Below are 21906 nucleotides of genomic sequence, written 5' to 3'. Positions count from 1 at the left end.
TCACTCGTAGGTGTGCACGACAAGCTTCGCGGCGGTTGCGCCATGCTGGTTGCGGGTGAAATAGGTCAGCAGGCGATCGCCGGCGACACGCGTCGCATCCAGATCCAGCACCACGCGCGAATACGGCCGCCCGGGATCGGTCGCGGTCTGGCCGCAGGCGAGTCGCAGCGGCGCGCGGGCGTCTACGGCCGGGGCGGCGATGCTGGCGGCAAGGTAGTGGGCCGGCACGGTACAGGTCGGTTCGACCACCGCGCCGGAAAACGAGATGCGCCCACTGGCGGCCTTGGCCACCGAGAAGGCGCCCAGCAGAGCCAGCGCCATCCATGCGCCTCCGACCACGTTGCTGCTCCACGAACTCCTCATGCCCTGCACCTCTTGCGCAAACCCGCCTGTGACGGGGCGACTCAAGTGGCTTTTCGGCAGCGCTTGTGCGGGCTTTAGCGGCGGAGCCGGCGCGCATCGCAAACTGTGATGTGCGTCACGTTTCAGCCGGGCAAGAACGCCATGCCGCTTCCATGTCCGCCTGCATACCGCCCCGCGCGTGATGCGCGCGTGGAAGAGGCGTGAACCGGGAAGGTCGGCGACGTCAGCGCGAGGAGATGTACTTCTCGCGGCGGATCTGTTTCACCGGCAGGCCGAACTCCTGCAGGGCGGCGTAGGCGGCATCGACCATGTTGGGGTTGCCGCAGAGGTAGGCGATGTCGCGTTCGGCGCTGGGCCCGAGTTCGGCCAGCACGTGCTGCACGTGGCCGGCGCGATCGCCGGGGCGCGGCACGGCGCGGGCCTCGCGGCTGAGGCAGCCGTGGAACAGGAAGCCGGGGTGGCGCTGCGCGAACGCCTCGAACTCCTCGCCGTAGAGCAGTTCGGTTTCGTTGCGGGCGCCGTACAGCAGCACCACTTCGCGATTGCCGCCCGCCAGCAGTTTCTCGATCTGCGGCAGCATCGCGCGGTACGGGGTGACCCCGGTGCCGGTGGCCAGCAGCAGGTAGCGCGGGTGGGTGTCGGCCTCCTGCAGGCAGAAGCGGCCGTATGGGCCACTGGCGTCGATCACGCCGCCGACCGGCAGCTCGCCGAGCAGCTTCGTCGCGGCGCCGCCTTCGACGTAGCTCACCGCGATCTCGATGTGCGGCACGGGCGAGGAGCCGTCGCCCACGCTGCCCACCGAATAACTGCGCTTGGTCGGCGTGCCGTCGTCGTAGTGGAAATGCACCTGCAGGAACTGGCCCGGCTGGAACGCCAGCGGTTGCCCGTCGACACGCTCGAACACCAGGTGGCGCACCGTCGGTGCGAGCATGCGGGCGTCGACGAGACGGAGCTGGAAGGATTCGGCCATGGTTTTCCCGAAACAGTGTGTGCGTCGGGCGGGCCCGGACGGTGATGGTCAGCCCCGTATAATAAGCGGCTTGTCCCCCTTGGCGCAGCCCATGTCCTTCACCCAAAACGATTCGCCCCCCGCGCTGGTCGTCGACAACCTGCGCAAGGTCTACCGCAACGGCGTGGAAGCGCTCAAGGGCGTCAGCCTCACCGTGCAGCAGGGCGACTTTTTCGCCCTGCTCGGCCCCAATGGCGCGGGCAAGTCGACCCTGATCGGCATCCTCTCCTCGCTGGTCAACGCCAGCAGCGGCGATGCATTGGTGTTCGGCCGCTCGGTCATGCGCGAGCGCAGTGCGGCGATGCAGCTGATCGGGCTGGTGCCGCAGGAGATCAACTTCAACCAGTTCGAGAAGCCGTTCGACATCTGCGTCAACGAGGCTGGCTTCTACGGTATCCCGCGCAAGCCCGCCGCCGAACGCGCCGAGAAATACCTTAAGGAACTGCGCCTGTGGGACAAGGCGTTCCACCAGGCGCGCGAGATGTCCGGCGGCATGAAGCGCCGCCTGATGATCGCCCGCGCGATGATGAACGAGCCCAAGCTGCTGATCCTGGACGAGCCCACCGCCGGCGTGGACATCGAGATCCGCCGTTCGATGTGGCACTTCGTCAGCGCCATCAACGCGGCCGGCACCACGGTGATCCTGACCACGCATTACCTGGAGGAAGCCGAGTCGCTGTGCCGCAACATCGCGATCATCGACCACGGCACCATCATCGAGAACACCAGCATGAAGCGCCTGCTGGCGACGCTGGACGTGGAAACCTTCGTGCTCGACCTGGCCGAACCGCCGGGCGAGCTGCCGACCGTGGCCGGCATCGCTCTGCGCCGCATCGACGAGCGCACCCTGGAGGCCGAGATGGCCCGCAAGCAGGATCTCAACACGCTGTTCAGCGCACTCACCCACCACGGCATCACGGTGCATTCGATGCGCACCAAGACCAATCGGCTGGAGGAACTGTTCGTGCGGCTGGTCGAACAAGGCCGCACCCCGGAGCGGGAGAAGGCGGCATGAGCAGTTCCACCAACCTGGTCGCGCTGTACACCGTCGCGCGGCGCGAAATCGTGCGCATCCTGCGCATCTGGACCCAGACGCTGATCCCGCCCGTCATCACGATGACGCTGTACTTCATCATCTTCGGCAAGCTGATCGGCAGCCGCATCGGCACGGTCGACGGCTTCCCGTACATGCAATACATCGTGCCCGGCCTGGTGATGATGTCGATTATCAACAACAGCTACATGAACATCTCCAGCTCGTTCTACGGCGCCAAGTTCCAACGCTCGGTGGAGGAGATGCTGGTGGCCCCGATGGCCAACTGGGCGATCCTCTGCGGTTACGTGATCGGCGCGGTCGCACGCGCCCTGGTGGTCGGCGCGCTGGTGCTGGTGGTCGCGCTGTTCTTCACGTCGCTGCACGTGGCGCACCCACTGACCGCGCTGGCCGCGGTGCTGCTGGGTGCGGTGATCTTCGCGCTGGCCGGGTTCATCAACGCGGTGTTCGCCAGCAAGTTCGACGACATCGCCCTGGTGCCCACCTTCGTGATCACGCCGCTGACCTACCTGGGCGGCGTGTTCTACTCGATCAACATGCTGGGCGAGCCGTGGCGCGCCATTTCCCACGCCAATCCGATCCTGTACATGGTCAACGCGTTCCGCTACGGCGTGCTCGGCATCAGCGACGTGTCGGTGGGCTGGGCCTTCGCGGTGATGCTGGGGTTCATCGCGGGGCTGTCGATCGCGGCGCTGCAACTGCTCAGGCGCGGCGTGGGGCTGAGGAGCTGAGAATCGGGAATAGGGAATCGAGAATAGGTAAAAGCTGCAGAACGTGAGCCACGCGCCTCGCCCAATGCCCGAAAACCATACGAAATCCGATCAGAGCGACCTCACCCAACCTCACCGATTCCCGATTCCCGATTCCCCATTCCCGATTCCCGGCCTTATGCGCGTGAACAAGTACATCAGCGAAGCCGGCCTGTGTTCGCGCCGCGAAGCCGACGAATGGCTGCTGGCCGGGCGCGTGAGCATCAACGGCGAGGTGGTCGGCACCGGCGCCAAGGCGCTGGACGGCGACGAGGTGCGCGTGGATGGCGAGATCGTCCGGGCGCGCGTGCTGGCCGCCACGCCGGCGGCGAAGAAGGCGGTCTACATCGCGCTGAACAAGCCGGTCGGCATCACCTGCACCACCGACCAGAGCGTGGCCGGCAACATCGTGGATTTCGTCGACCACCCGCAGCGGATCTTCCCGATCGGCCGGCTGGACAAGGATTCCGAAGGGTTGATCCTGCTCACCAGCAATGGCGACATCGTCAACGAGATCCTGCGCGCGGAAAACCACCACGAGAAGGAATACCTGGTCGGCGTGAACAAGGCGGTCACCGACGAGTTCATCGCCGGCATGAGCAAGGGCGTGCGCATCCACGGCCAGCTGACCCAGCGCTGCCGCGTGCGCCGGATCGCGAAGTTCGGCTTCGCCATCGTGCTGACCCAGGGCCTGAACCGGCAGATCCGCCTGATGGCGGCGGCGTTCGGCTATCGCGTGACCCAATTGCGCCGCGTGCGCATCGACAACGTGAAGCTGGCCCACCTGAAACCCGGCCAGTGGCGCAACCTCACCGACGCGGAGCTGAAGGGCTTGCTGCCCGGGCGCACGCAATGGTGAGCGCGTAGTCGCGGCGCGTCCTCAGGGCGGACACTGCCCGCCCTGCGGCAACTCAGGCCGCCGGCAGCGTCTGCAGATCCCAGCGCGGACGCACCTGCACGGTGGCGTCCTGATGCTGGCCGCCGGCCAGGCGGATCGCGCCGGCCAGGGCGATCATCGCGCCGTTGTCGGTGCAGAACGCCAGCCGCGGGAAATACACCCGGAACCCGTCGTGTTCGCCGGCCGCGGCCAGCTCCGCGCGCAGCCGGCGGTTGGCGCCGACACCGCCGGCAATCACCAGCCGCTGCGCGCCGCAGGCCTGCAAGGCGCGGCGGCACTTGATGATCAGCGTCTCCACGATCGCCTCCTCGAAGGCGCGGGCCACGTCGGCGCGAGTCTGCTCGCTCTGGTCCGATTTCTGCCAGGCCAGCAGCACCTGGGTCTTCAGGCCGGAGAAGCTGAAATCCAGCCCGGGCCGGTCGGTCATCGGCCGCGAGAAGCGGAACACCCCCGGCCGGCCCTGTTCGGCCAGTTTCGCCAGCGCCGGTCCGCCCGGGTAGGGCAGGCCCATCAGCTTGGCGGTCTTGTCGAAGGCCTCGCCGGCGGCGTCGTCCAGGGTGTCGCCCAGGATGGTGTACTGGCCGATCGCCTTGACCTCGACCAGCAGCGAATGGCCGCCGGACACCAGCAAGGCCACGAACGGCGGCTGCGGCGGGTCCTGCTCCAGCAGCGGGGCCAGCAGGTGGCCTTCCATGTGGTGGACGGCGACGGCCGGCACGTCCAGCGCCCAGGCCAGCGCGCGGCCCACCGAGGCCCCCACCAGCAGCGCGCCGACCAGGCCGGGACCGGCCGTGTAGGCCACCCCGCCGAGATCGCGCACGCCCAGCCCGGCCTGCGCCAGCGCCTCGCGGATCAGCGGCAGCAGCTTGCGCACGTGGTCGCGGCTGGCCAGCTCGGGCACCACGCCGCCGTAATCGGCGTGCAACTTGATCTGGCTGTACAGGGTATGGGCCAGCAGGCCCGCCCCCGGGGCATCCGGCTGCCAGCGCAGGATGGCTACGCCGGTCTCGTCGCAGGAGCTCTCGATGCCCAGCACCGGCCGGTGGGCCGGCTTTGAAAATTCTTTGTTATCCACGGTATAATTCGCGGCTCACCACTTTCCACTGTCCCGCACAGGCGGGCAGATTACCACCTGGAGTTTCCATGCCCAACGTAAAAGTTCGCGAGAACGAGCCGTTCGAGATCGCACTGCGTCGTTTCAAGCGTACCTGCGAGAAGGCCGGCGTGCTGGCCGAGACGCGCAAGCGCGAGTTCTACGAAAAGCCGACCCAGGAGCGCAAGCGCAAGCGCGCTGCCGCCGTCAAGCGCCACCTGCGTCGCCTCTCGCGCGACGTTTCGCGCAAGGTCCGCCTGTACTGAGCGCCCTCCCCGCCGCGCGTCGGCGGGTCGAGCGGCAACAGTCATGCGGCAGGCGCGGGTTCTCGCTGCCGCCGCAAGCATCCGGATAGGCCATGGCCGGCGTTGTTCCCAGGGACAACGCCGGCTTTGCCGTTTCCGACGAATCGGAATTCCACCCAACGAGGCATCGCCATGACGCTCAAGCAGCAGCTCACCGAGGACATGAAGACCGCCATGCGCGGCGGCGACAAGCCGCGGCTGGGCGTGATCCGGCTGATGCTCGCGGCGATCAAGCAGCGCGAGGTGGATGAGCGCATCGAGCTGGACGATGGCCAGGTGCTCGCCGTACTGGAAAAGATGATGAAGCAGCGCAAGGACTCGGTCAGCCAGTACGTCGCTGCCCAGCGCGAAGACCTGGCCGAGGTGGAGCGCGCCGAGATGGCCGTCATCGAAACCTACCTGCCCGCCAAGCTGGGCGAAGCCGAGATCGACGCGCTGATCGCCGCCGCGATCGCCGACACCGGCGCCAGCTCGCCGCGGGACATGGGCAAGGTGGTGGCCGCGGTGAAGGACAAGGCCGCCGGCCGCGCCGACATGGGCGTGGTCTCCGCACGCATCAAGGCCCGCCTGGCCGGCTGACGCGCCGCCCGGTCGGCGATGCGCCGCCTTCACGCCGCTCCCGCTACAACCTCCGGAAACCCCATCGCCTTCCGGAGGACCGCATGCTGAAGTGGGCCATCATCTTCGCCATCATTTCGCTGATCACCGGCTGGCTCGGCTTCGGCGGCGTATCCGGCGCCACCGCGACCATCGCCAAGGTGCTGTTCGCGTGCTTCGTGATCCTGTTCCTGCTCGCGGTGCTGGCCCTGGTCGGCGTGATCAGCCTGTTCTAGCCGGCCCGACCACGCGCCGGCGCCAGGTCGCCTCGCGGTATGCCACCGGTCGGCGCCAGCGCGCCTCTCCGGCGGCGACCGACTAGACTAGGCGGTCTATGCGCGGCCTGATCCCCGACAGCTTCATCGATGAACTGCTTGCCCGCGTCGACATCGTCGACGTGATCGAGCGGCGCGTGCCGTTGAAGAAGGCCGGCCGCGAGTGGACCGCCTGCTGCCCGTTCCACAACGAGCGCACGCCGTCGTTCTACGTCAGCCCGGCCAAGCAGTTCTTCCACTGCTTCGGCTGCGGCGTGCACGGCAGCGCGATCAAGTTCCTGATGGACTACGACCGGCTGGAGTTCCCCGACGCGGTGGAGGAACTGGCGCAGTCCGTGGGCCTCACCGTACCGCGCGAAGGCGGCCGCGACGAGCGCCCGCGCGAGGACAAGACCGATCTCTACGCCCTGCTCGACGCCAGCGCCAGCTGGTACCAGCAGCAGCTGCCGGGCAACGTCGAGGCGAAGGCGTATTGCACGAAGCGTGGCCTGGACGCCGATACCATCGCGCGCTTCCGCCTCGGCTGGGCGCCGGCCGGCTACGACGGCGTGAGCAAGGCGCTGGGCAGCAGCCCGCGCCGCATGGAACTGCTCGAGGAGGCCGGCATGGTTTCCACCGGCGAACGCGGCAGCAAGTACGACCGCTTCCGCGAACGGCTGATGTTCCCGATCCTCGACCGGCGCGGGCGCGTGATCGCCTTCGGCGGGAGGGTGCTCAGCTCGGAGCAATCCCCCAAGTACCTCAATTCGCCGGAGACCACGCTGTTCCACAAGGGCCGCGAGCTGTTCGCGCTGTGGCAGGTGAAGCAGGCCAACACGAACCTGACCCGCATCGTGGTGGTCGAGGGCTACATGGACGTGATCGCGCTGCACCAGGCCGGCCTGCCGATCGCGGTGGCCACGCTGGGCACGGCGACCACGCCGGAGCACACCGAATTGCTGTTCCGCGCCGCGCCCGACGTGGTGTTCTGCTTCGATGGCGACCGCGCCGGCCGCGCCGCGGCGTGGAAGGCGCTGGAATCCGCGCTGCCGCGGCTGCGCGACGGCCGCCAGGCCTATTTCCTGTTCCTGCCCGACGGCGAGGACCCCGATTCGCTGGTGCGCAAGGAAGGCAAGGCCGGCTTCGAACGGCGCATCAAGGAAGCGATGCCGCTGTCGGACTATTTCTTCAACGAGCTGTCGCGCGATGTCGACATGGCCAGCCTCGACGGGCGCGCGCGGCTGGCCGAGCGCGCGCGGCCGCTGATCGCGAAGCTGCCTGACGGCGCCTTCCGCGACCTGATGGCGCAGGAGCTGGAAAAGCGCAGCGGCGCCCGCGCGATGCTGCAGGCCGACCCCGCCGCCCATCGCGCGGTGCAGCGTCCGATGGCGGTGCAGCGCAGCCTGGTGCGCAGCGCCATCTCGCTGCTGCTGACCCAGCCGGGGATGGCCGACCGGGTGGAGAAACCCTATCGCTTCCTGCGCCTGGACAAGCCCGGCGTGGAGCTCCTGGCCGAACTGCTCGACCTGGCGCGCGCGCGTCCCGGCATCAACCCGGCGATGCTGGTGGAGCATTTCGCCGAGCGGCCGGAATATCCCTCGCTGCAGAAACTGATGGCCGCCACTGTGGTGGGCGAGGCCGAGGCGCAGGCCGCGGAGTTCTTCGATGCCCTGCGACGGATGGAGGAAGAAGCCGTCCGCCAGCGCCGCGACGCGCTCACTGCCAAGAGCCGCGAGGGTGCGCTGGACAGCGCCGAGAAGGCCGAGCTGCGCGAACTGCTGGCCGCCCGCGTGGCCCCGCCGACGGCGCCGGCATGAACGCCGCCGCGCTGCCGGAGGCCGCACGCGCCGTGCGGCATGCTGTCCCGGCGCGCCGCAAGGACGCCGCGGCTGTGGGATCATGCACGGCCGCGACCGGGACGCGACGGCAGAAGGCACGAAAACACTGATGGATCTGCTGCAGCAGCTGGTCACGATCTTTGCCGAGAACGGCTACCTGGCGGTTTTCATCGCGCTGATGATCTGCGGCGCCGGGTTGCCGCTGCCGGAAGACATCACCCTGGTCGCTGGCGGCGTGATCGCGGGCCTGGGCTATGCCAACGTGCACGCGATGGTCGCGCTGGCGATGTTCGGCGTGCTGCTGGGCGACTGCGCGATCTTCCTGCTCGGCTACCGCTACGGCGCGCGCATCCTGCAATGGCGCTTCGTGGCGCGCATCCTCACCCCGGCGCGCTACGCGAAAGTGCAGGAGAAGTTTCATCGCTACGGCAACCGCGTGCTGTTCATCGCGCGCTTCCTGCCCGGCATGCGCACCACGATCTATCTCACCGCCGGCATGACCCACCGGGTCTCGTTCCTGCGCTTCCTGCTGCTCGACGGCAGCGCCGCGCTGATCAGCGTGCCGTTCTGGGTCTACCTGGGCTTCGTCGGCGCGGACAACCACCAGTGGTTGCTGACGTGGATGCATCGCGGCCAGGCCAGCCTGTGGGTGCTGCTGGGCATCCTGCTGCTGGTGCTGCTGGTCTCCTGGTGGCGGCACCGCCGCCGCGCCCGCTGCACGCTGGACTGAACCGCCTGCATGGCTCGGCGTCGCGCGGTTCCCGACAACTTCACGCTGGCCCTGCTCGGCACGGTGCTGCTGGCCTCGCTGCTGCCCTGCGAAGGCGGGGTCGCGCGCGTGTTCGACCTCGTCACCGATGCGGCCATCGCGCTGCTGTTCTTCCTGCACGGCGCCAAGCTGCCGCGCCAAGCGATCGTGCAGGGCATGACGCACTGGCGGTTGCACCTGACCGTGCTGGCCAGCACCTTCGTGCTGTTTCCGTTGCTCGGCCTGGCGCTGCGCCCGCTCGGCGACGCCGTGCTGACGCCAGAGCTCAGCCTGGGCCTGCTGTTCGTGTGCCTGCTGCCGTCGACCGTGCAATCGTCGATCGCGTTCACCTCGATCGCCGGCGGCAACGTGCCGGCCGCGGTGGTCAGCGCGTCGACGTCCAACCTCCTCGGCATCGTGCTGACCCCGCTGCTGGCGGGATTGCTGCTGGAAAACCACGGCAGCGGCGTCTCCTGGCATGGCGTGCTGGACATCGTGCTGCTGCTGTTGCTGCCGTTCGCGCTCGGCCACTTCGCCCGACGCTGGATCGGCACTTTCGTGGACCGGCACAAGCCGCTGCTTGGCTTCACCGACCAGGCCACGATCCTGCTGGTGGTCTACACCGCCTTCAGCGCTGCGGTGGTCGAAGGCCTGTGGCACGACACGCCGCCGTCTTCCCTGCTCGCCATCCTGGCCGCCTGCGCGCTGCTGCTGGCGGTGGTGATGCCGACCGTCACCTGGGCCGCGCGCCGCCTAGGCTTTTCGCGCGAGGACGAGATCACCATCGTGTTCTGCGGCTCCAAGAAGAGCATGGCCAGCGGCATCCCGATGGCGAAGATCCTCTTCGCCGGCCAGGCCGGCGGCCTCGGCGCGCTGGTGCTGCCGCTGATGGTCTTCCATCAATTGCAGTTGATGGTGTGCGCGGTGGTGGCGCGGCGTTACGCGGCGCGGGGCGTGCATTCGATGGTCGGGGATGATCGCGAGGCGGATTGATGGTTGGGGCAGTCGCGAGGACCGCATGGACGACCAACCCCTGCGGGAGACGACAGCGGCGGCTGACGAGTTCCGCTCCCCTGCACATTTCGGGCGAATTTCGAAGTTGCGGGAATCTGCTGTTTCCTCAGAGTGATGGCGATTTCACTTCCTTTGTCTGATCCACCCTCGCAGGCCTCTGCGCGCGGTACCGCTTCGACAGCGCGACCCGCAGCACCCAGAAGACAAGCAGGCCGATCACCAGAAGCTCCGGCAGTTGGAGCAGGAACGAGCCCTGCAAGGTCTCCGGGAAGAGGTCCTGTTGCCCGGTGAAAAACGAGCTGGCCGCGATATAGAGCGCCACGGACATTCGCCAGAGGTGCTGCAGGATTCGGGATCGGCGTTTCAGGCCGCCACGCGCGAGCGTCCATGCATCGCTGACGGCACCGAAGGCGGCGATCCCGGAAAACACGAAATAGATCGCCGCGGGAACGACGAACGTGCCGTCGAGCACGTCCGCGCGGCCGCTCCGGGCCTCGATGCCAAGATGCAGGCCATAGGCGGCAACCGAAACCCCGACGGCCAGTGCCAGCCATTCCAGGATGCCGGCCTCGCCGTCGGCGCGCCGGGCGGCGAGCCGGCCCGAACTGACCAGATAGGCCGTCAGTGCCGCCGCCAATACCGAGACACGCACGCCCGCCAGGACGGCGATATATCCACCCATGACCGCCATCACCAGCATCGAGGCAAAGAAGACGCGACCCGCCATGCGATGGGGCAGACTGCCCTTCGCCGCGATCATGGCCGCGGCTCCGGACAACAGACCCAGGGCTCCGCCAACGATATGCACCATCAACTGCCACGTCATGTCCCACCCCTCTCCCGTGCCGGATTTCGCGAGCGAAACGTTGACCGCGGGAAGGCGCGAAAGCGAGCCGTTTGCGATGGACGACGGCCTGGGCGGGTCGGCTGACGATCGTCGCGGACGAACGGCGGCGATGGGCTGCGCAGCCGGGTCGCACAGTGCGAATCCGCCCGCACCCTACTCTATAGTTGGTCCATGGCGACCACGGCTCCCGCGCTAGAACCACGAGGTCTGCACCCCCGCCTGCTGGGCTGGCGACGCGTGCGGCTCGTACTGATGACGAGCCTGGTGCTGAGCGTTCTCCTGCTGCCGAGTTGGGAGGGTCCGTGGGTCGTGCTGTTTGTCCGCATGATGTTCCTGGGCCTGTTCCAGCTGATGGTCTTCGGACTGTTCGAGCGCTGGCCCAGGCGCCTGCCGCGCTGGATGGCGCGCTGGGTGCTGCAGGTCGCAGGCGTGGCGATTGCGGTGCCGTTCGCCGTGGCGATCGCCTATTCGCTGACCACGTTTGGCGACGCAGTGCCCTGGCCGCGCAATGCAGACCGGCTGTCCGGCTTCGCGATGATCACCGGGCTGGGCCTCCTGCTGACGCCATGGATCGCCATGACGGCGTTGTACCGGCACATCAGCGGCCACGCGCAGCGCCAGGCGCTGGCCTTCGAGCTGGAGCGCAGCGAGTACGAGCGCAATGCCGCGCAAGCCCGTCTGCGGCTGTTGCAGGCGCAGGTCGAGCCGCATTTCCTGTTCAACACGCTGGCCAACGTGCGCGAGCTGGTCGATTCCGGCTCGCCGCAGGCCTCCGCGGTGCTCGGCAGCCTGATCGCGTACCTGCGTGCGGCGGTCCCGCGCCTGCACGAGCCGATGACCACACTTGCACAGGAAATCGAGCTGGTGCGCGCGTATCTGGAAGTGATGCACATGCGCATGCCCGACCGCCTGCAGTTCACGCTGCACGCCGATGAAGCGGCCCTGGCATCGCATCTTCCGGCGATGACGTTGCTGACTCTGGTCGAGAACGCCGTACGGCATGGCATCGACCCGAGCGAGGAAGGCGGCCGGATCGATGTGCGCGTGCGCGTAAGGGACGGACGCTGCCGCGCTGAAGTCATCGACACCGGCGTCGGCCTGGGGCGGGCCGGCGATGGGCTGGGCACCGGACTTTCGAACCTGCGCGAGCGCCTGCAGCTGGCCTTCGGCGGCGATACGCAGTTGCGGTTGCTGCCGCTCGAACCGAAGGGCGTCTGCGCCGAACTCGAGTTTCCTGCGCGGGAGAGGCCGGCATGAGCAGTTCGCGCCCCACTGCATTGATCGCCGATGACGAGCCACTGTTGCGCAAGCAGCTGATGCGGCTGCTTGCGCAGGCCTGGCCCGAACTGCATGTTGTCGCCCAGGCGCGCAATGGCCGCGAGGCGGTCGAGCAGTTCGAGGCGCTGCGGCCCGACATCTGCTTTCTCGATGTGCATATGCCGGCCCTGTCCGGCGTGGAGGTGGCGCGCTTCATCGATCGCCGTGCACATCTCGTCTTCGTCACCGCGTTCGACCAGTACGCTGTGCAGGGCTTCGAACAGGGTGCGCTTGACTACCTGGTGAAGCCGGTGGAACTGGCACGCCTGAGCGACACGGTGGCGCGTCTGCAGGAACGATTGCGCGCCGCGCAACCGGTACCCGACACCCGCACGCTTCTGGAGCAACTGGAAGCGCACCTTTGCAAGAAGGCGGCACTGACGCCGCTGCGCTGGATCCGCGTTTCGGTCGGGCAGGCGCTGCGCCTGGTTTCGGTCGACCAGATCGACTTCCTGCGCTCTGACGAGAAGTACACCCTGGTTGCATGGCGCGGCGACGACGGCAAGACAGCCGGGGGATTGATCCGGACGCCGCTGAAGGAACTGGTGGCGCAACTGGATGCTGCGCATTTCGTGCAGGTGCACCGTTCCGTGGTGGTGAATCTCCGCGCGATCAGCCATGTCTTGCGTGGCGAAAACGAGACCGCGGACATCCACCTGAAGGGCCGCGCGGAGGTGCTGCCCGTGAGCCGCACGTATCTGCACCTGTTCCGCCAGATGTGACCCGCGCCGATCGGCGCAATCACCCGGGGTGCGGAATCAGATGACGCGGATGGCGATCAGAGCCAACGCCCGTACCTGCGGATGTAGATGACCTTCACCAGCTGGGTCAGCACGCAGTAGCTGGCCAGGGTCAGCGCCAGCCAGGCGAAGTACATCGGTGGCAGCGGCACCATGCCGATCTTGCCGCCGAGCGTGCTGAACGGGATCAGCATGCCGAGCACGATGATCGCGAGGGTCAAGCCGAGCACCGGCGCGGAGGCCACGCTTTGCAGGAACGGGATGCGCCGGGTGCGGATCATGTGCACGATCAGGGTCTGCGAGAGCAGGCCCTCGATGAACCAGCCGGACTGGAACAGCGACTGGTGCGCCGGCGAGTTGGCGCCGAAGTAGTGCCACATCAGCCAGAACGTGGTGATGTCGAAGATCGAACTGACCGGGCCGATCCACGCCATGAAACGGCCGATGTCGCCGGCATCCCACTTGCGCGGCTTGCTCAGGTATTCCTCGTCCATGCGGTCGAACGGGATCGAGAGCTGCGAGATGTCGTACAAGAGGTTCTGCACCAGGATCTGCAACGGCAGCATCGGCAAAAACGGCAGGAACGCGCTGGCCACCAGCACGCTGAACACGTTGCCGAAGTTCGAGCTGGCGGTCATCTTGATGTACTTCATGATGTTGCCGAAGGTGACGCGGCCTTCCAGCACGCCCTCCTCCAGCACCATCAGGTTCTTCTCCAGCAGGATGATGTCGGCCGACTCCTTGGCGATGTCGGTGGCGGTGTCGACCGAGATGCCGACGTCGGCATCGTGCAGCGCCGGCGCGTCGTTGATGCCGTCGCCGAGGAAGCCCACCGTGTGGCCGAGCCGCTGCAGCGAGCGCACCACGCGCGCCTTCTGCAGCGGCGACATCTTGGCGAACACGGTGACGCGCGCGACCAGCGCATCGAGCGCAGCGTCATCGAGCGATTCGATGTCGCGGCCCTGCACCGATTCGCCGACGTCGAGCCCGACCTCGCGGCAGATCTTGCGGGTCACCGCCTCGTTGTCGCCGGTGATCACCTTTACCGCCACGCCGTGCTGGTGCAGCGCGCGGATCGCCGTGGCGGCGGAGTCCTTCGGCGGGTCGAGGAAGGCCAGGCAGCCGACCGCCACCAGGCCTTCCTCGTCGGCCACGCCATAGGCATGCGCCTGCGCCGGTTGTCGCCGCACGGCCACCACCAGCACGCGCAGGCCGTCCTCGTTGAGGCTGTGCGTCATCGCCTTGATCGCGCGGCGGCGTTCCCCGGTCATCGGCTCGATCACGCCGCCGGTCTGCGCCCAGGCACAGATCGACAACATCTCCTCGACCGCGCCCTTGCAGATCAGCAGGTGCTCGCCCGCACCGTCGGCCAGCACCACCGACATGCGCCGGCGCTGAAAGTCGAACGGGATCTCGTCGACCACGCGATAGCGCGTCGCCGCCGCCTCCAGGTCGCGATGCGCCAGCACCGCCTTGTCGAGCAGGTTCTTCAGGCCGGTCTGGAACCGGCTGTTGAGGTAGCCGTATTCCAGCGCCTGGTCGGAGGCTTCGCCGTCGAGGTCGAGATGGCGCTCCAGCACGATCCGGTCCAGCGTCAACGTGCCGGTCTTGTCGGTGCACAGCACGTCCATCGCACCGAAGTTCTGGATCGCGTTGAGCCGCTTGACCACCACCTTGCGCCGCGACATCGCCAGCGCGCCCTTGGACAGGTTGGCGGTGACGATCAGCGGCAGCATCTCCGGGGTCAGCCCCACCGCGATCGACAGCGCGAACAGGAACGCCTCGCCCCAGTCGTGCTTGTCCAGCCCGTTGATCACGAACACCACCGGCACCATCACCGCCATGAAGCGGATCAGCAGCCAGCTCACCGAGCGGATGCCGCGATCGAAACTGGTCTGCACGCGCGCACCAGCCATGCTGTGCGCCAGCGAGCCGAGATAGCTGCGCGCCCCGGTGGCCAGCACCACCGCGCTGGCCGTGCCGCTGACCACGTTGGTGCCCATGTAGCAGACGCTGGCCAGTTCCAGCGGGTCGTCGACGACGCCGGGCATCGTCGCCGCGGGCGCCGCCTTTTCCACCGGCACCGACTCGCCGGTGAGGATCGCCTGGCTGATGAACAGGTCCTTGGCGCCGAGCAGGCGCAGGTCCGCCGGCACCATGTCGCCGGCGGCCAGCTGCACGATGTCGCCCACCACCAGTTCGCGCACCGGCACCTCGATCTGCTCGCTGTGGCCGTCCGAGGCGCGGCGCCGCACGGTGGCGGTGTTGCGCACCATCGCCTTGAGCTGCTCGGCGGCGCGCGAGGAGCGGTACTCCTGGGTGAAACTCAGCAACACGCTGATGCCCACCATCACCGCGATGATGAGCGGCCCGGTGAGATCGTTGCCGTCAGTGGCGAGCTGCACGCCGGCGAGCACCAGCAGCACCACGATGAACGGGTTGCGGAACGCGCGCAGCAACTGCAGCGACCAGTGCGGCGGTTTCTCGCGCGAGACCTCGTTCAGGCCGTCACGCTGCAGGCGCGCGCGGATCTGTTCGGCGTCGAGCCCGCCGGGGTTGCTCTGCAACGCGTCCAGCAGCGCCTCGGGGCTGCGAAACGCATGCCCGAGCGTGGCCGCAAGGGCGGGCGGCGGCGCACCGGCGGCATCGCGGCCGCGCGTCGGGAATGGCTTGCTCATCGGGTGCGTCCGGGTAACGCGTGGCCGGGAAAGACGCGCGTGGCGTCAGCGAATGCGCAGGGCGCGGACGGACTGCCCGGGGCAGCGTCCGCAGCGGTGGATCATCGGTGCGCGCGGCCCAGCCGCCGGCGACGCGGCGAGCGCAGGAACGAGGCCGGCTCGCGTCGTCCGTTGCGCGAGGGTTCCAGGGTTTGCGGCGAAGGGCTCGCCGACCCGGCCAACGGGGCCGGCACGGTCACGCTGAAATCACGCGGCAACGCCGCCGGCTGGGACGCCACGGCACGGACGCCGGCAAACGGCCAGCGGAAGAAATCGTGAAGGAGCTTCATCGGCTCATCTCCTGGTAACGACGCCGTCGGCGTCCTCAGGAGTGGGCCGGACTTTCCCTAGTGGAAAGCACCAGCCGACCGCAGGCGGTCGCCGCAGGCGTTCAACTTGTGTTGTGCGGCGCCGGCACCCGAAGCGAGCGGATGTCGACGTTGCGACTAGGGTAAACGTCCATATGCCTTGGTTTGTCAGGACTGGAAGCCGTGCGGCGCAGCGCGCCGCAGGGCGCGCGCATTGTCGTGCCGCAGTGCAAAACTGTCAATCGCCGGGCCGCGCGTGACCTCGAAAAATGGATGGAAAACCTTCATGCCACCGGCGCGGGAAACGAACGCCACGACGGCGCGCGCTGCCCGATCCCACTATGCTTGCCCCCGACTCCCGGCACCGCTTGCGGCACCAAAGATGGTCCGCGGCCTCGATTGCGTCGGGAGCCGATGGACGCAGGGAGACATTCTTGACAGCGCAAGACAGATCCAGCCGACTCTCGCCCGAATGCGACGGGCACGACGCGCTGCTGCGCAGCGCACGCTGGCTGGAAGTGGGCGATGATGACCCACGAGTGCCCCCGGCCTTCGTGATCGAGTTCTCTTCCGCGGCGTTCGCCCTGCCTGCCTTCGAGCAGCATGGCGTGCCGCTTCCGGCTGCACTGCAGAGGGCCGTGCCCAAACGGCAGGCCGAGTTTCTGGCGGGCCGGATCGCGGCCCGCCACGCGATCGAGCGCCTCGGCGTCGTTGCGTCGATTCCTGGCATCGGATCATCGAGGGAACCACGGTGGCAGGCGGGCGTGACGGGAAGCATCACGCACACGCGCGACCTCGCTGGCGCAATCGCCGTCGAGGCGTCGGCCGTGAGGGGCATCGGCATCGACTTCGAAGATGTCATCGAGGCCGCCGCCCGCGACGCGGTGCGGGAACTCGCCTTCACGCCGGGCGAACTCGCCTTGCTGGAGAAGCAGCACGGTCACTTGTCCGACGACATGCTCCTCACGATCGCGTTCTCCGCCAAGGAGAGTCTTTTCAAGGGCGCGCACGCGGCAGCGGGCCGCTACTTCGATTTCAGCGCCGCGCGGGTTTCCGCCTTGGACGCCGATGCCGGCCGCCTGACCCTGACGCTGGCGGAAACGCTCTGCCCCGACCTGCCGGAAGGCAGCTGCCACCCCGTCAGCTTCAGGATGCTCCGCCCCGACACGGTCGCGACCAGCTTCGTCTGGTGAAGGCGGCGACACCGCGCTCGCCTTCCGTCGCCGCCGACAACCCATCCGAAAATCCCCCGCCGAAGCCCCCCAACGACGCGCGCACAGCCCGCGCCACCGTTCAACCGATCTGCTGCAGCACCGCCCCATGCTGCAGCAGCGGGTCGACCAGCCAGTGGTCGAGCAGCAGGAAGGCGAACAAGGCCATCAGGTACACGATGGAGTACTTGAATACTTTCATCGGGTACAGCTCGTCGGGCGGGTTGAGCAGGCGGATCGCGTAGTAGAGGAAGCCCGCGTCGAGCACGATCGCACCAGCCAGGTAGAGCAACCCGCTCATGCCGGTGATCGCCGGCAGCAGGGTCACCAGCACCAGCAGGATGGTGTAGAACAGCACCTGCCAGCGGGTGTAGACCACGCCGTGGGTGACCGGCAGCATCGGCACGCCGGCGCGCGCGTAATCCTCGCGGCGGAAAATCGCCAGCGCCCAGAAGTGCGGCGGCGTCCACACGAAGATGATCAGGCACAGCTGCAGCGCGAATGCGTGCAACTCGCCGGTGACCGCGGTCCAGCCCAGCACCGGCGGGATCGCGCCGGCGAGGCCGCCGATCACGATGTTCTGCGGCGTGGCGCGCTTCAGGTAGCGGGTGTAGACCAGCGCGTAGCCGATCAGTCCGCCGAAGGTCAGCAGTGCGGTCAGCGTGTTGACCAGCAGCGCCAGCACCAGCATCGAGGCGATGCCCAGCAGTACCGCGAACGCCAGCGCCTGGTGCGCGGTGAGTTTGCCGGTGGCCAGCGGGCGGCGGGCGGTGCGCACCATCAGTTTGTCGATCCGCTCGTCGATCAGGTGGTTGAACGCCGCCGCCGAACCGGACGCCATCCAGATGCCCAGCGTGCCGAACACCAGCCCGCGCCACGGCGGCAGGCCGGGCACGGCGAGGAACATGCCGATCACGGCGCAGAACACCAGCAAGGCGACGACGCGCGGCTTGGTCAGCTGCAGATATTCGCGGATCAACTCCATCTCGCTCACGACTCCTCTGATATCGGCACGGCCGCCTGCGTGCGCGCCAACGTCGCCAGCAGGGCAAACAACAGCAAGGCCGCCACGCCATTGTGCGCGGTGGCCACCGGCAGCGGCAGGCCGAAATACACGTTGCTGATGCCCAACGTCACCTGGGCCAGCAGGATCAGCGCGATCGCCAGCGCGTGCGCCCGCAAACCCCGGCGCGCCGCTTTGAACGCCAGCCAGCCGAGGTAGCAGAACACCACCAGCGCGCCGATCCGGTGCGCGATCTGGATCGCGCTGCGCGCGGCCATGTCCAGCACGCCGCCTTCATAGTTGACGCCGATGCCGCGCCACAGGATGAAGCCTTCGCGGAAATCCGTCGGCGGCGCCCACTGGCCCAGGCACTGCGGGAACGAGCCCGGGCCGTAGCCGCAGGCCAGCGCCGCGTAGTTGGACGAGGTCCAGCCGCCCAGCGCGATCTGGCACGCCAGCAGCACCACGCCCGCCACCACCAGGCTGCGCAGCGCGGCCAGGCGCTGGTCCGGCGCGGCGACGCCGGCGAAACGCAGCGCCACGTACGAGAGCAGGCCGAAGGTGAGCATGCCGCCGAGCAGGTGGCTGGTGACCACCACCGGTTTCAGCAGCAAGGTGACCGTCCACATGCCGAGCATGGCCTGGAACACGATCACCGCGAACACCAGCACGCTGATCCGCCGCGCGCCGCCGCCACCGAGTCGCCACGCGCCGAACAGCGGCGCGGCGATCGCCACGCCCGCCAGCACCGACGAGAACACATGCTCGCCGCGCATGTACATGGTCACGCCGATCGCCGCGCATATCGCGCCGACCACCACCATCGCGCGCACGCGCCGGTCCCGCCACGCGGCGGCCAGCGCCAGCACCAGCACCATCACGCCCAGCGTGCCGGCGAGGAAGCGATGCACCTGCTCGCGCCACGCCTTGTGCGCCTCGTACGGACGGTCCGGGAACGCCGCGTCGGCGTGCGCCACCGCCTGCGCGTGCTGCGGCCAGGTGACCTGGCCGTAGCAGGTGGGCCAGTCCGGACAGGACAGCCCGGCGTTGGACAGCCGCACGAAGGCGCCGAACATCACCAGGCCGAAGGCGAACAGCGCCGCCAGCAGCGACAAGCCGCGCAGAAACTTCCGCTGACGCGCCGACATCACTTGATCACCTTGCGCATGTCGCGCAGCAGGCCGGCGGCATCGAAGCCGGGCGGATAGAACGACAGCGCGGTGCCGTTGGATTCCACCAGCAGCGCGCCGACGCTGTCGGGCGTGGCGGGTCGATAGCCGTCGAGCTTGCCGTCGACATCGCGGCCGGTTTGCCAGTACGTCGACATCGCCTCGCGTGCCGCCGCATCGGCAGGCGGCGTGCCCAGGTAGAGCAGGCGCAGGCGATCCTGCTTGTGGTTCAGCATCACCCGCGCCTTGGCCATGGCGGTGAGCGTGGCCAGGCATTGCGTGGCGCAATCCGGGCCGGCCAGCGCCACAAGGGTCATCCGCGGCTCGCTGTCGCGCCAGGCGTAATCGCCGCCATCGGCCAGCACGACGCGCAGGTGCTCGTCGAGGAAATTGCGCTGCGGCACGATCGGCTGGCCGTTGCCCTTGGTGCCCGGCTGCCAGCCGGCAAAGGTGAGCACGCCGGCGGCGATCATGGGCGCCAGGAACACCAGTGCGATCAGCAACAGGTGGATGCGGCTCTTGCGCGTGCGGTTGGGGTCAGCGGTGTTCATCGTGGACATTCATCACAGGACATCGGTGGGGTCATCATCGCCCGCGCGGAGGGCGCTTGCGATGCAGCACCAGCAGGATCACCACCGCGGCGACGGCGAAGGCAAACCACTGGAACGCATAGGCGCGGTGTCGCGCCGGCGGCATCGAGAGGTCGAGCGTGTGCTGGCGCACGTAGATCGAGGAGGCGTCCGCATCCAGCGCCAGCACGCGCGGGTACAAGGGCCGGCCGAGGTCGGCGGCCACCTGGCCCATCGCCAGGTAGATGCTCTGCTTCGGCCAGCGGGTCTGCCGCGCCAGCGCATTGCCGCCCATCTCGAAACCGGTCGGCGGCGGCGGCACGTACAAGCCGCGCAGCTCGACCGGCGTGGCCGGCAACGGCGGCAGTTGCGGCGCCTTGCCGTTGCCGCTGCCGGGCAGGAAACCCAGGTCGACCAGCAGCAGCGGCGCGTGCCCGGCCAGTTCGAACGGCGCAAACACCTCCACGCCGCCGCGCTCGTCATGCTTGGGGTTGTCCAGCAGATAGAGCCGGTCGGCAAGGTAACGGCCGTGCACCTGCACGCGCGGAAAGCTGCCCGCCGGCGGCGTGGCGGCCACCATGGCGAAGTCCTGCGATGGCGCGGTTTCCGCTGCGGCATAGCGCCGCAGCAGCGATTCCTTGAAGTCGGCGCGATGCAGTTGCCACACGCCCAGGCGCAGGAACAGCAAGGCGCCGGCCGCCGTCAGCAGCAACGCCCACCACGACGGACGGCGAAAGCCGTTCACGCGGTGCGGCTGCCGCGGGTGGCTATACTGCCGCTGTCGAAATCGCTCGGACCGATCACGTGGAAACCATCTACAAAGTCGCGCTGGTGGTGGTACTGCTGGTGGTGATCTTCAATCTCGGCCAGGCGCTGTTCTTCATGATGAAGGACAAGGACGACGACCGACGAACGGTTTGGGCGCTGACCCGCCGCATCGGCCTGTCGCTGGTGCTGATCGGCATGGTCGTGCTGGGCATCTGGATGGGCTGGCTGCACCCGCACGGCGTCAGCCCGTAATTGTAGCGGTTGTGCCGCCCCGGCGTTGCCGCGGCGCGCGCCACGTCGATCAGGCTTGCCCGCCGACCCGGTAATAGTCGCGATACCAGCGCACGAAATTCGCCACGCCCTCCTCCACGCCCACCCGCGGCCGGTAGCCGACCGAGGCGATCAGGTCGGAGATGTCGGCCTCGGTGTCCGGCACGTCGCCGGCCTGCAGCGGCAGCATCTCCATCTGCGCCTTGCGACCCAGGCACTGTTCGAGCACCTCGATGTAGCGCAGCAGCTCCACCGGCTGCTCGTTGCCGATGTTGTAGATGCGGTACGGCGCCACCCCGCTGCTGGCCGGGTCGGGTGCGTTGCCGTCCCAGCCGCGGTCCTTGCCGGGGATCTTGTCCAGCGTGCGCACGACGCCCTCGACGATGTCGTCGACGTAGGTGAAGCTGCGCTTGTGGTGGCCGTGGTTGAACACCTTGATCGGCTCGCCCGCCAGGATCGCGCGGGTGAACAGGAACAACGCCATGTCCGGCCGGCCCCACGGCCCGTAGACGGTGAAGAAGCGCAGCCCCGTGCACGGCAGGCCGTACAGGTGCGCGTAGCTGTGCGCCATCATCTCGTTGGCCTTCTTCGAGGCCGCGTACAGCGTCAGCGGATGCTCGGTCGACTGGTGCTCGGAGAACGGCATGCTGGTGTCGGCGCCATACACCGAACTGGTCGAGGCATAGACCAGGTGCTCGACGTCGTGATGGCGGCAGCCCTCGATGACGTGCAGGAAGCCGGTGACGTTGGTCGACACGTAGATGTGCGGGTTCTGCGCCGCGTAGCGCACGCCGGCCTGCGCGGCCAGGTTGATCACCCGCTGGGGCCGGTGCCGCGCGAACACCGCCTCGATCGCCGCGCGATCGGCAAGGTCGACGGGTTCGTGGCGGTAGCCCGGGCGATCGGCAAAGCGCGCCAGCCGCGCCTTCTTCAGCTCCACGTCGTAGTAGTCGCTGAGGTTGTCGATGCCGATCACCTCGTCGCCGCGCTCGAGCAGGTGCATGGCGACGTGGGAACCGATGAAGCCGGCGGTGCCGGTGACGAGGACTTTCATGCGGAAGCAGC

24 protein-coding genes are annotated in these 21906 nt (G+C 68.1%); 13 read left to right on the top strand and 11 right to left on the bottom strand.

What is annotated here, in order from left to right:
- Together ACVCMG_RS12620 and ACVCMG_RS12615 are read right to left on the bottom strand one after the other, a co-directional pair.
- On the bottom strand, positions 1-363 hold the full coding sequence (locus tag ACVCMG_RS12620; RefSeq protein ID WP_395120330.1) for a hypothetical protein: 363 nt from the start codon (positions 361-363) through the stop codon (positions 1-3).
- Between the two features lie 223 nt (positions 364-586).
- Positions 587-1333 (bottom strand): ferredoxin--NADP reductase, encoded by a 747-nt coding sequence (locus tag ACVCMG_RS12615; RefSeq protein WP_395120331.1) that lies wholly within the window; start codon positions 1331-1333, stop codon positions 587-589.
- Positions 1334-1424: 91 nt separating this feature from the next.
- Between ACVCMG_RS12615 and ACVCMG_RS12610 the strand changes: the two genes are divergently transcribed.
- The 3 genes from ACVCMG_RS12610 (at position 1425) to ACVCMG_RS12600 (ending at position 4034) form a co-directional block, all read left to right on the top strand.
- Positions 1425-2387 (top strand): ABC transporter ATP-binding protein, encoded by a 963-nt coding sequence (locus ACVCMG_RS12610; RefSeq protein WP_395120332.1) that lies wholly within the window; start codon positions 1425-1427, stop codon positions 2385-2387.
- The gene (locus ACVCMG_RS12605; protein ID WP_395120333.1) at positions 2384-3157 is read left to right on the top strand and encodes an ABC transporter permease; all 774 of its coding nucleotides are present in this window, start codon (positions 2384-2386) and stop codon (positions 3155-3157) included. The genes ACVCMG_RS12610 and ACVCMG_RS12605 overlap by 4 nt, the downstream gene beginning before the upstream one ends.
- A gap of 157 nt (positions 3158-3314) precedes the next feature.
- A complete protein-coding gene (locus ACVCMG_RS12600) occupies positions 3315-4034 on the top strand; it encodes a pseudouridine synthase (RefSeq protein WP_395120334.1) in 720 nt (239 codons plus the stop codon).
- Between the two features lie 52 nt (positions 4035-4086).
- On the opposite strand, the gene tsaD is transcribed toward ACVCMG_RS12600, so the two are convergent.
- The gene (gene tsaD / locus ACVCMG_RS12595) at positions 4087-5148 is read right to left on the bottom strand and encodes a tRNA (adenosine(37)-N6)-threonylcarbamoyltransferase complex transferase subunit TsaD (RefSeq protein WP_395120335.1); all 1062 of its coding nucleotides are present in this window, start codon (positions 5146-5148) and stop codon (positions 4087-4089) included.
- A 68-nt stretch (positions 5149-5216) separates the two neighbouring features.
- Between tsaD and rpsU the strand changes: the two genes are divergently transcribed.
- The 6 genes from rpsU (at position 5217) to ACVCMG_RS12565 (ending at position 9901) form a co-directional block, all read left to right on the top strand.
- A complete protein-coding gene (gene rpsU / locus ACVCMG_RS12590; protein ID WP_007081639.1) occupies positions 5217-5432 on the top strand; it encodes a 30S ribosomal protein S21 in 216 nt (71 codons plus the stop codon).
- Between the two features lie 171 nt (positions 5433-5603).
- Positions 5604-6050, top strand: coding sequence for a GatB/YqeY domain-containing protein (locus ACVCMG_RS12585; protein WP_395120336.1), 447 nt, complete (start codon positions 5604-5606; stop codon positions 6048-6050).
- Positions 6051-6133: 83 nt separating this feature from the next.
- Positions 6134-6304 (top strand): DUF1328 domain-containing protein, encoded by a 171-nt coding sequence (locus tag ACVCMG_RS12580; protein ID WP_136257740.1) that lies wholly within the window; start codon positions 6134-6136, stop codon positions 6302-6304.
- A 98-nt stretch (positions 6305-6402) separates the two neighbouring features.
- Entirely contained in the window at positions 6403-8139 is a 1737-nt protein-coding gene (gene dnaG, locus ACVCMG_RS12575) for a DNA primase (RefSeq protein WP_447106845.1), read from the top strand.
- Between the two features lie 130 nt (positions 8140-8269).
- Positions 8270-8890 (top strand): DedA family protein, encoded by a 621-nt coding sequence (locus ACVCMG_RS12570; protein ID WP_395120338.1) that lies wholly within the window; start codon positions 8270-8272, stop codon positions 8888-8890.
- A gap of 9 nt (positions 8891-8899) precedes the next feature.
- Positions 8900-9901, top strand: coding sequence for a bile acid:sodium symporter family protein (locus ACVCMG_RS12565; RefSeq protein ID WP_447114271.1), 1002 nt, complete (start codon positions 8900-8902; stop codon positions 9899-9901).
- Positions 9902-10028: 127 nt separating this feature from the next.
- On the opposite strand, the gene ACVCMG_RS12560 is transcribed toward ACVCMG_RS12565, so the two are convergent.
- A complete protein-coding gene (locus ACVCMG_RS12560; RefSeq protein ID WP_447114270.1) occupies positions 10029-10748 on the bottom strand; it encodes a hypothetical protein in 720 nt (239 codons plus the stop codon).
- Positions 10749-11033: 285 nt separating this feature from the next.
- On the opposite strand from ACVCMG_RS12560, the gene ACVCMG_RS12555 reads away from it, so the two are divergent.
- Both ACVCMG_RS12555 and ACVCMG_RS12550 read left to right on the top strand, forming a co-directional pair.
- On the top strand, positions 11034-12026 hold the full coding sequence (locus tag ACVCMG_RS12555; protein WP_447114269.1) for a sensor histidine kinase: 993 nt from the start codon (positions 11034-11036) through the stop codon (positions 12024-12026).
- Between the two features lie 44 nt (positions 12027-12070).
- The gene (locus ACVCMG_RS12550; RefSeq protein WP_447099575.1) at positions 12071-12808 is read left to right on the top strand and encodes a LytR/AlgR family response regulator transcription factor; all 738 of its coding nucleotides are present in this window, start codon (positions 12071-12073) and stop codon (positions 12806-12808) included.
- A gap of 56 nt (positions 12809-12864) precedes the next feature.
- On the opposite strand, the gene mgtA is transcribed toward ACVCMG_RS12550, so the two are convergent.
- Both mgtA and ACVCMG_RS12540 read right to left on the bottom strand, forming a co-directional pair.
- Positions 12865-15504, bottom strand: a complete 2640-nt coding sequence (gene mgtA, locus ACVCMG_RS12545) for a magnesium-translocating P-type ATPase (RefSeq protein ID WP_447114268.1) — start codon at positions 15502-15504, stop codon at positions 12865-12867.
- A gap of 101 nt (positions 15505-15605) precedes the next feature.
- Positions 15606-15833 carry a hypothetical protein gene (locus ACVCMG_RS12540; RefSeq protein WP_395120344.1) on the bottom strand — a complete coding sequence of 76 codons (228 nt, stop codon included), beginning with the start codon at positions 15831-15833 and terminating at the stop codon, positions 15606-15608.
- Positions 15834-16285: 452 nt separating this feature from the next.
- On the opposite strand from ACVCMG_RS12540, the gene ACVCMG_RS12535 reads away from it, so the two are divergent.
- Entirely contained in the window at positions 16286-17044 is a 759-nt protein-coding gene (locus ACVCMG_RS12535; RefSeq protein WP_447114267.1) for a 4'-phosphopantetheinyl transferase family protein, read from the top strand.
- 100 nt (positions 17045-17144) lie between these two features.
- Here the strand turns inward: ACVCMG_RS12535 and cyoE are convergent, their stop codons facing one another.
- Genes cyoE through ACVCMG_RS12515 form a run of 4 tightly spaced genes read right to left on the bottom strand, consistent with a single transcriptional unit; the run spans position 17145 to position 20548 of the window.
- On the bottom strand, positions 17145-18047 hold the full coding sequence (gene cyoE, locus ACVCMG_RS12530) for a heme o synthase (protein WP_447097953.1): 903 nt from the start codon (positions 18045-18047) through the stop codon (positions 17145-17147).
- Between the two features lie 5 nt (positions 18048-18052).
- The gene (locus tag ACVCMG_RS12525) at positions 18053-19213 is read right to left on the bottom strand and encodes a COX15/CtaA family protein (protein ID WP_395120347.1); all 1161 of its coding nucleotides are present in this window, start codon (positions 19211-19213) and stop codon (positions 18053-18055) included.
- Positions 19213-19785: a hypothetical protein gene (locus ACVCMG_RS12520; protein WP_447097951.1), complete on the bottom strand. Its 573-nt coding sequence runs from the start codon at positions 19783-19785 to the stop codon at positions 19213-19215. Before ACVCMG_RS12520 ends, ACVCMG_RS12525 begins: the two co-directional genes overlap by 1 nt.
- 34 nt (positions 19786-19819) lie before the next feature.
- Positions 19820-20548, bottom strand: coding sequence for an SURF1 family protein (locus ACVCMG_RS12515; RefSeq protein ID WP_395120349.1), 729 nt, complete (start codon positions 20546-20548; stop codon positions 19820-19822).
- Between the two features lie 59 nt (positions 20549-20607).
- Here ACVCMG_RS12515 and ACVCMG_RS12510 point away from each other — a divergent pair, with 59 nt between their 5' ends.
- The gene (locus ACVCMG_RS12510; RefSeq protein WP_395120350.1) at positions 20608-20823 is read left to right on the top strand and encodes a twin transmembrane helix small protein; all 216 of its coding nucleotides are present in this window, start codon (positions 20608-20610) and stop codon (positions 20821-20823) included.
- Between the two features lie 49 nt (positions 20824-20872).
- On the opposite strand, the gene ACVCMG_RS12505 is transcribed toward ACVCMG_RS12510, so the two are convergent.
- Complete coding sequence (locus ACVCMG_RS12505; RefSeq protein WP_395120351.1) at positions 20873-21895, bottom strand: NAD-dependent epimerase; 1023 nt, start codon at positions 21893-21895, stop codon at positions 20873-20875.
- Between the last annotated feature and the right edge of the window lie 11 nt (positions 21896-21906).

Source organism: Rhodanobacter sp. UC4451_H18, from assembly GCF_052978225.1.
The sequence above is the reverse complement of the archived record's forward strand: the minus strand, read 5'-3'. Positions and strand labels throughout refer to the sequence as shown.

What these genes read in the sequence shown, in the direction of transcription:
- ACVCMG_RS12620 (WP_395120330.1), bottom strand. Translation starts at nt 363, where the DNA reads ATGAGGAGTTCGTGGAGCAGCAACGTGGTCGGAGGCGCATGGATGGCG.
- ACVCMG_RS12615 (WP_395120331.1), bottom strand. Translation starts at nt 1,333, where the DNA reads ATGGCCGAATCCTTCCAGCTCCGTCTCGTCGACGCCCGCATGCTCGCA.
- ACVCMG_RS12610 (WP_395120332.1), top strand. Translation starts at nt 1,425, where the DNA reads ATGTCCTTCACCCAAAACGATTCGCCCCCCGCGCTGGTCGTCGACAAC.
- ACVCMG_RS12605 (WP_395120333.1), top strand. Translation starts at nt 2,384, where the DNA reads ATGAGCAGTTCCACCAACCTGGTCGCGCTGTACACCGTCGCGCGGCGC.
- ACVCMG_RS12600 (WP_395120334.1), top strand. Translation starts at nt 3,315, where the DNA reads ATGCGCGTGAACAAGTACATCAGCGAAGCCGGCCTGTGTTCGCGCCGC.
- rpsU (WP_007081639.1), top strand. Translation starts at nt 5,217, where the DNA reads ATGCCCAACGTAAAAGTTCGCGAGAACGAGCCGTTCGAGATCGCACTG.
- ACVCMG_RS12585 (WP_395120336.1), top strand. Translation starts at nt 5,604, where the DNA reads ATGACGCTCAAGCAGCAGCTCACCGAGGACATGAAGACCGCCATGCGC.
- ACVCMG_RS12580 (WP_136257740.1), top strand. Translation starts at nt 6,134, where the DNA reads ATGCTGAAGTGGGCCATCATCTTCGCCATCATTTCGCTGATCACCGGC.
- dnaG (WP_447106845.1), top strand. Translation starts at nt 6,403, where the DNA reads ATGCGCGGCCTGATCCCCGACAGCTTCATCGATGAACTGCTTGCCCGC.
- ACVCMG_RS12570 (WP_395120338.1), top strand. Translation starts at nt 8,270, where the DNA reads ATGGATCTGCTGCAGCAGCTGGTCACGATCTTTGCCGAGAACGGCTAC.
- ACVCMG_RS12565 (WP_447114271.1), top strand. Translation starts at nt 8,900, where the DNA reads ATGGCTCGGCGTCGCGCGGTTCCCGACAACTTCACGCTGGCCCTGCTC.
- ACVCMG_RS12560 (WP_447114270.1), bottom strand. Translation starts at nt 10,748, where the DNA reads ATGACGTGGCAGTTGATGGTGCATATCGTTGGCGGAGCCCTGGGTCTG.
- mgtA (WP_447114268.1), bottom strand. Translation starts at nt 15,504, where the DNA reads ATGAGCAAGCCATTCCCGACGCGCGGCCGCGATGCCGCCGGTGCGCCG.
- ACVCMG_RS12540 (WP_395120344.1), bottom strand. Translation starts at nt 15,833, where the DNA reads ATGAAGCTCCTTCACGATTTCTTCCGCTGGCCGTTTGCCGGCGTCCGT.
- cyoE (WP_447097953.1), bottom strand. Translation starts at nt 18,047, where the DNA reads ATGGAGTTGATCCGCGAATATCTGCAGCTGACCAAGCCGCGCGTCGTC.
- ACVCMG_RS12525 (WP_395120347.1), bottom strand. Translation starts at nt 19,213, where the DNA reads ATGTCGGCGCGTCAGCGGAAGTTTCTGCGCGGCTTGTCGCTGCTGGCG.
- ACVCMG_RS12520 (WP_447097951.1), bottom strand. Translation starts at nt 19,785, where the DNA reads ATGAACACCGCTGACCCCAACCGCACGCGCAAGAGCCGCATCCACCTG.
- ACVCMG_RS12505 (WP_395120351.1), bottom strand. Translation starts at nt 21,895, where the DNA reads ATGAAAGTCCTCGTCACCGGCACCGCCGGCTTCATCGGTTCCCACGTC.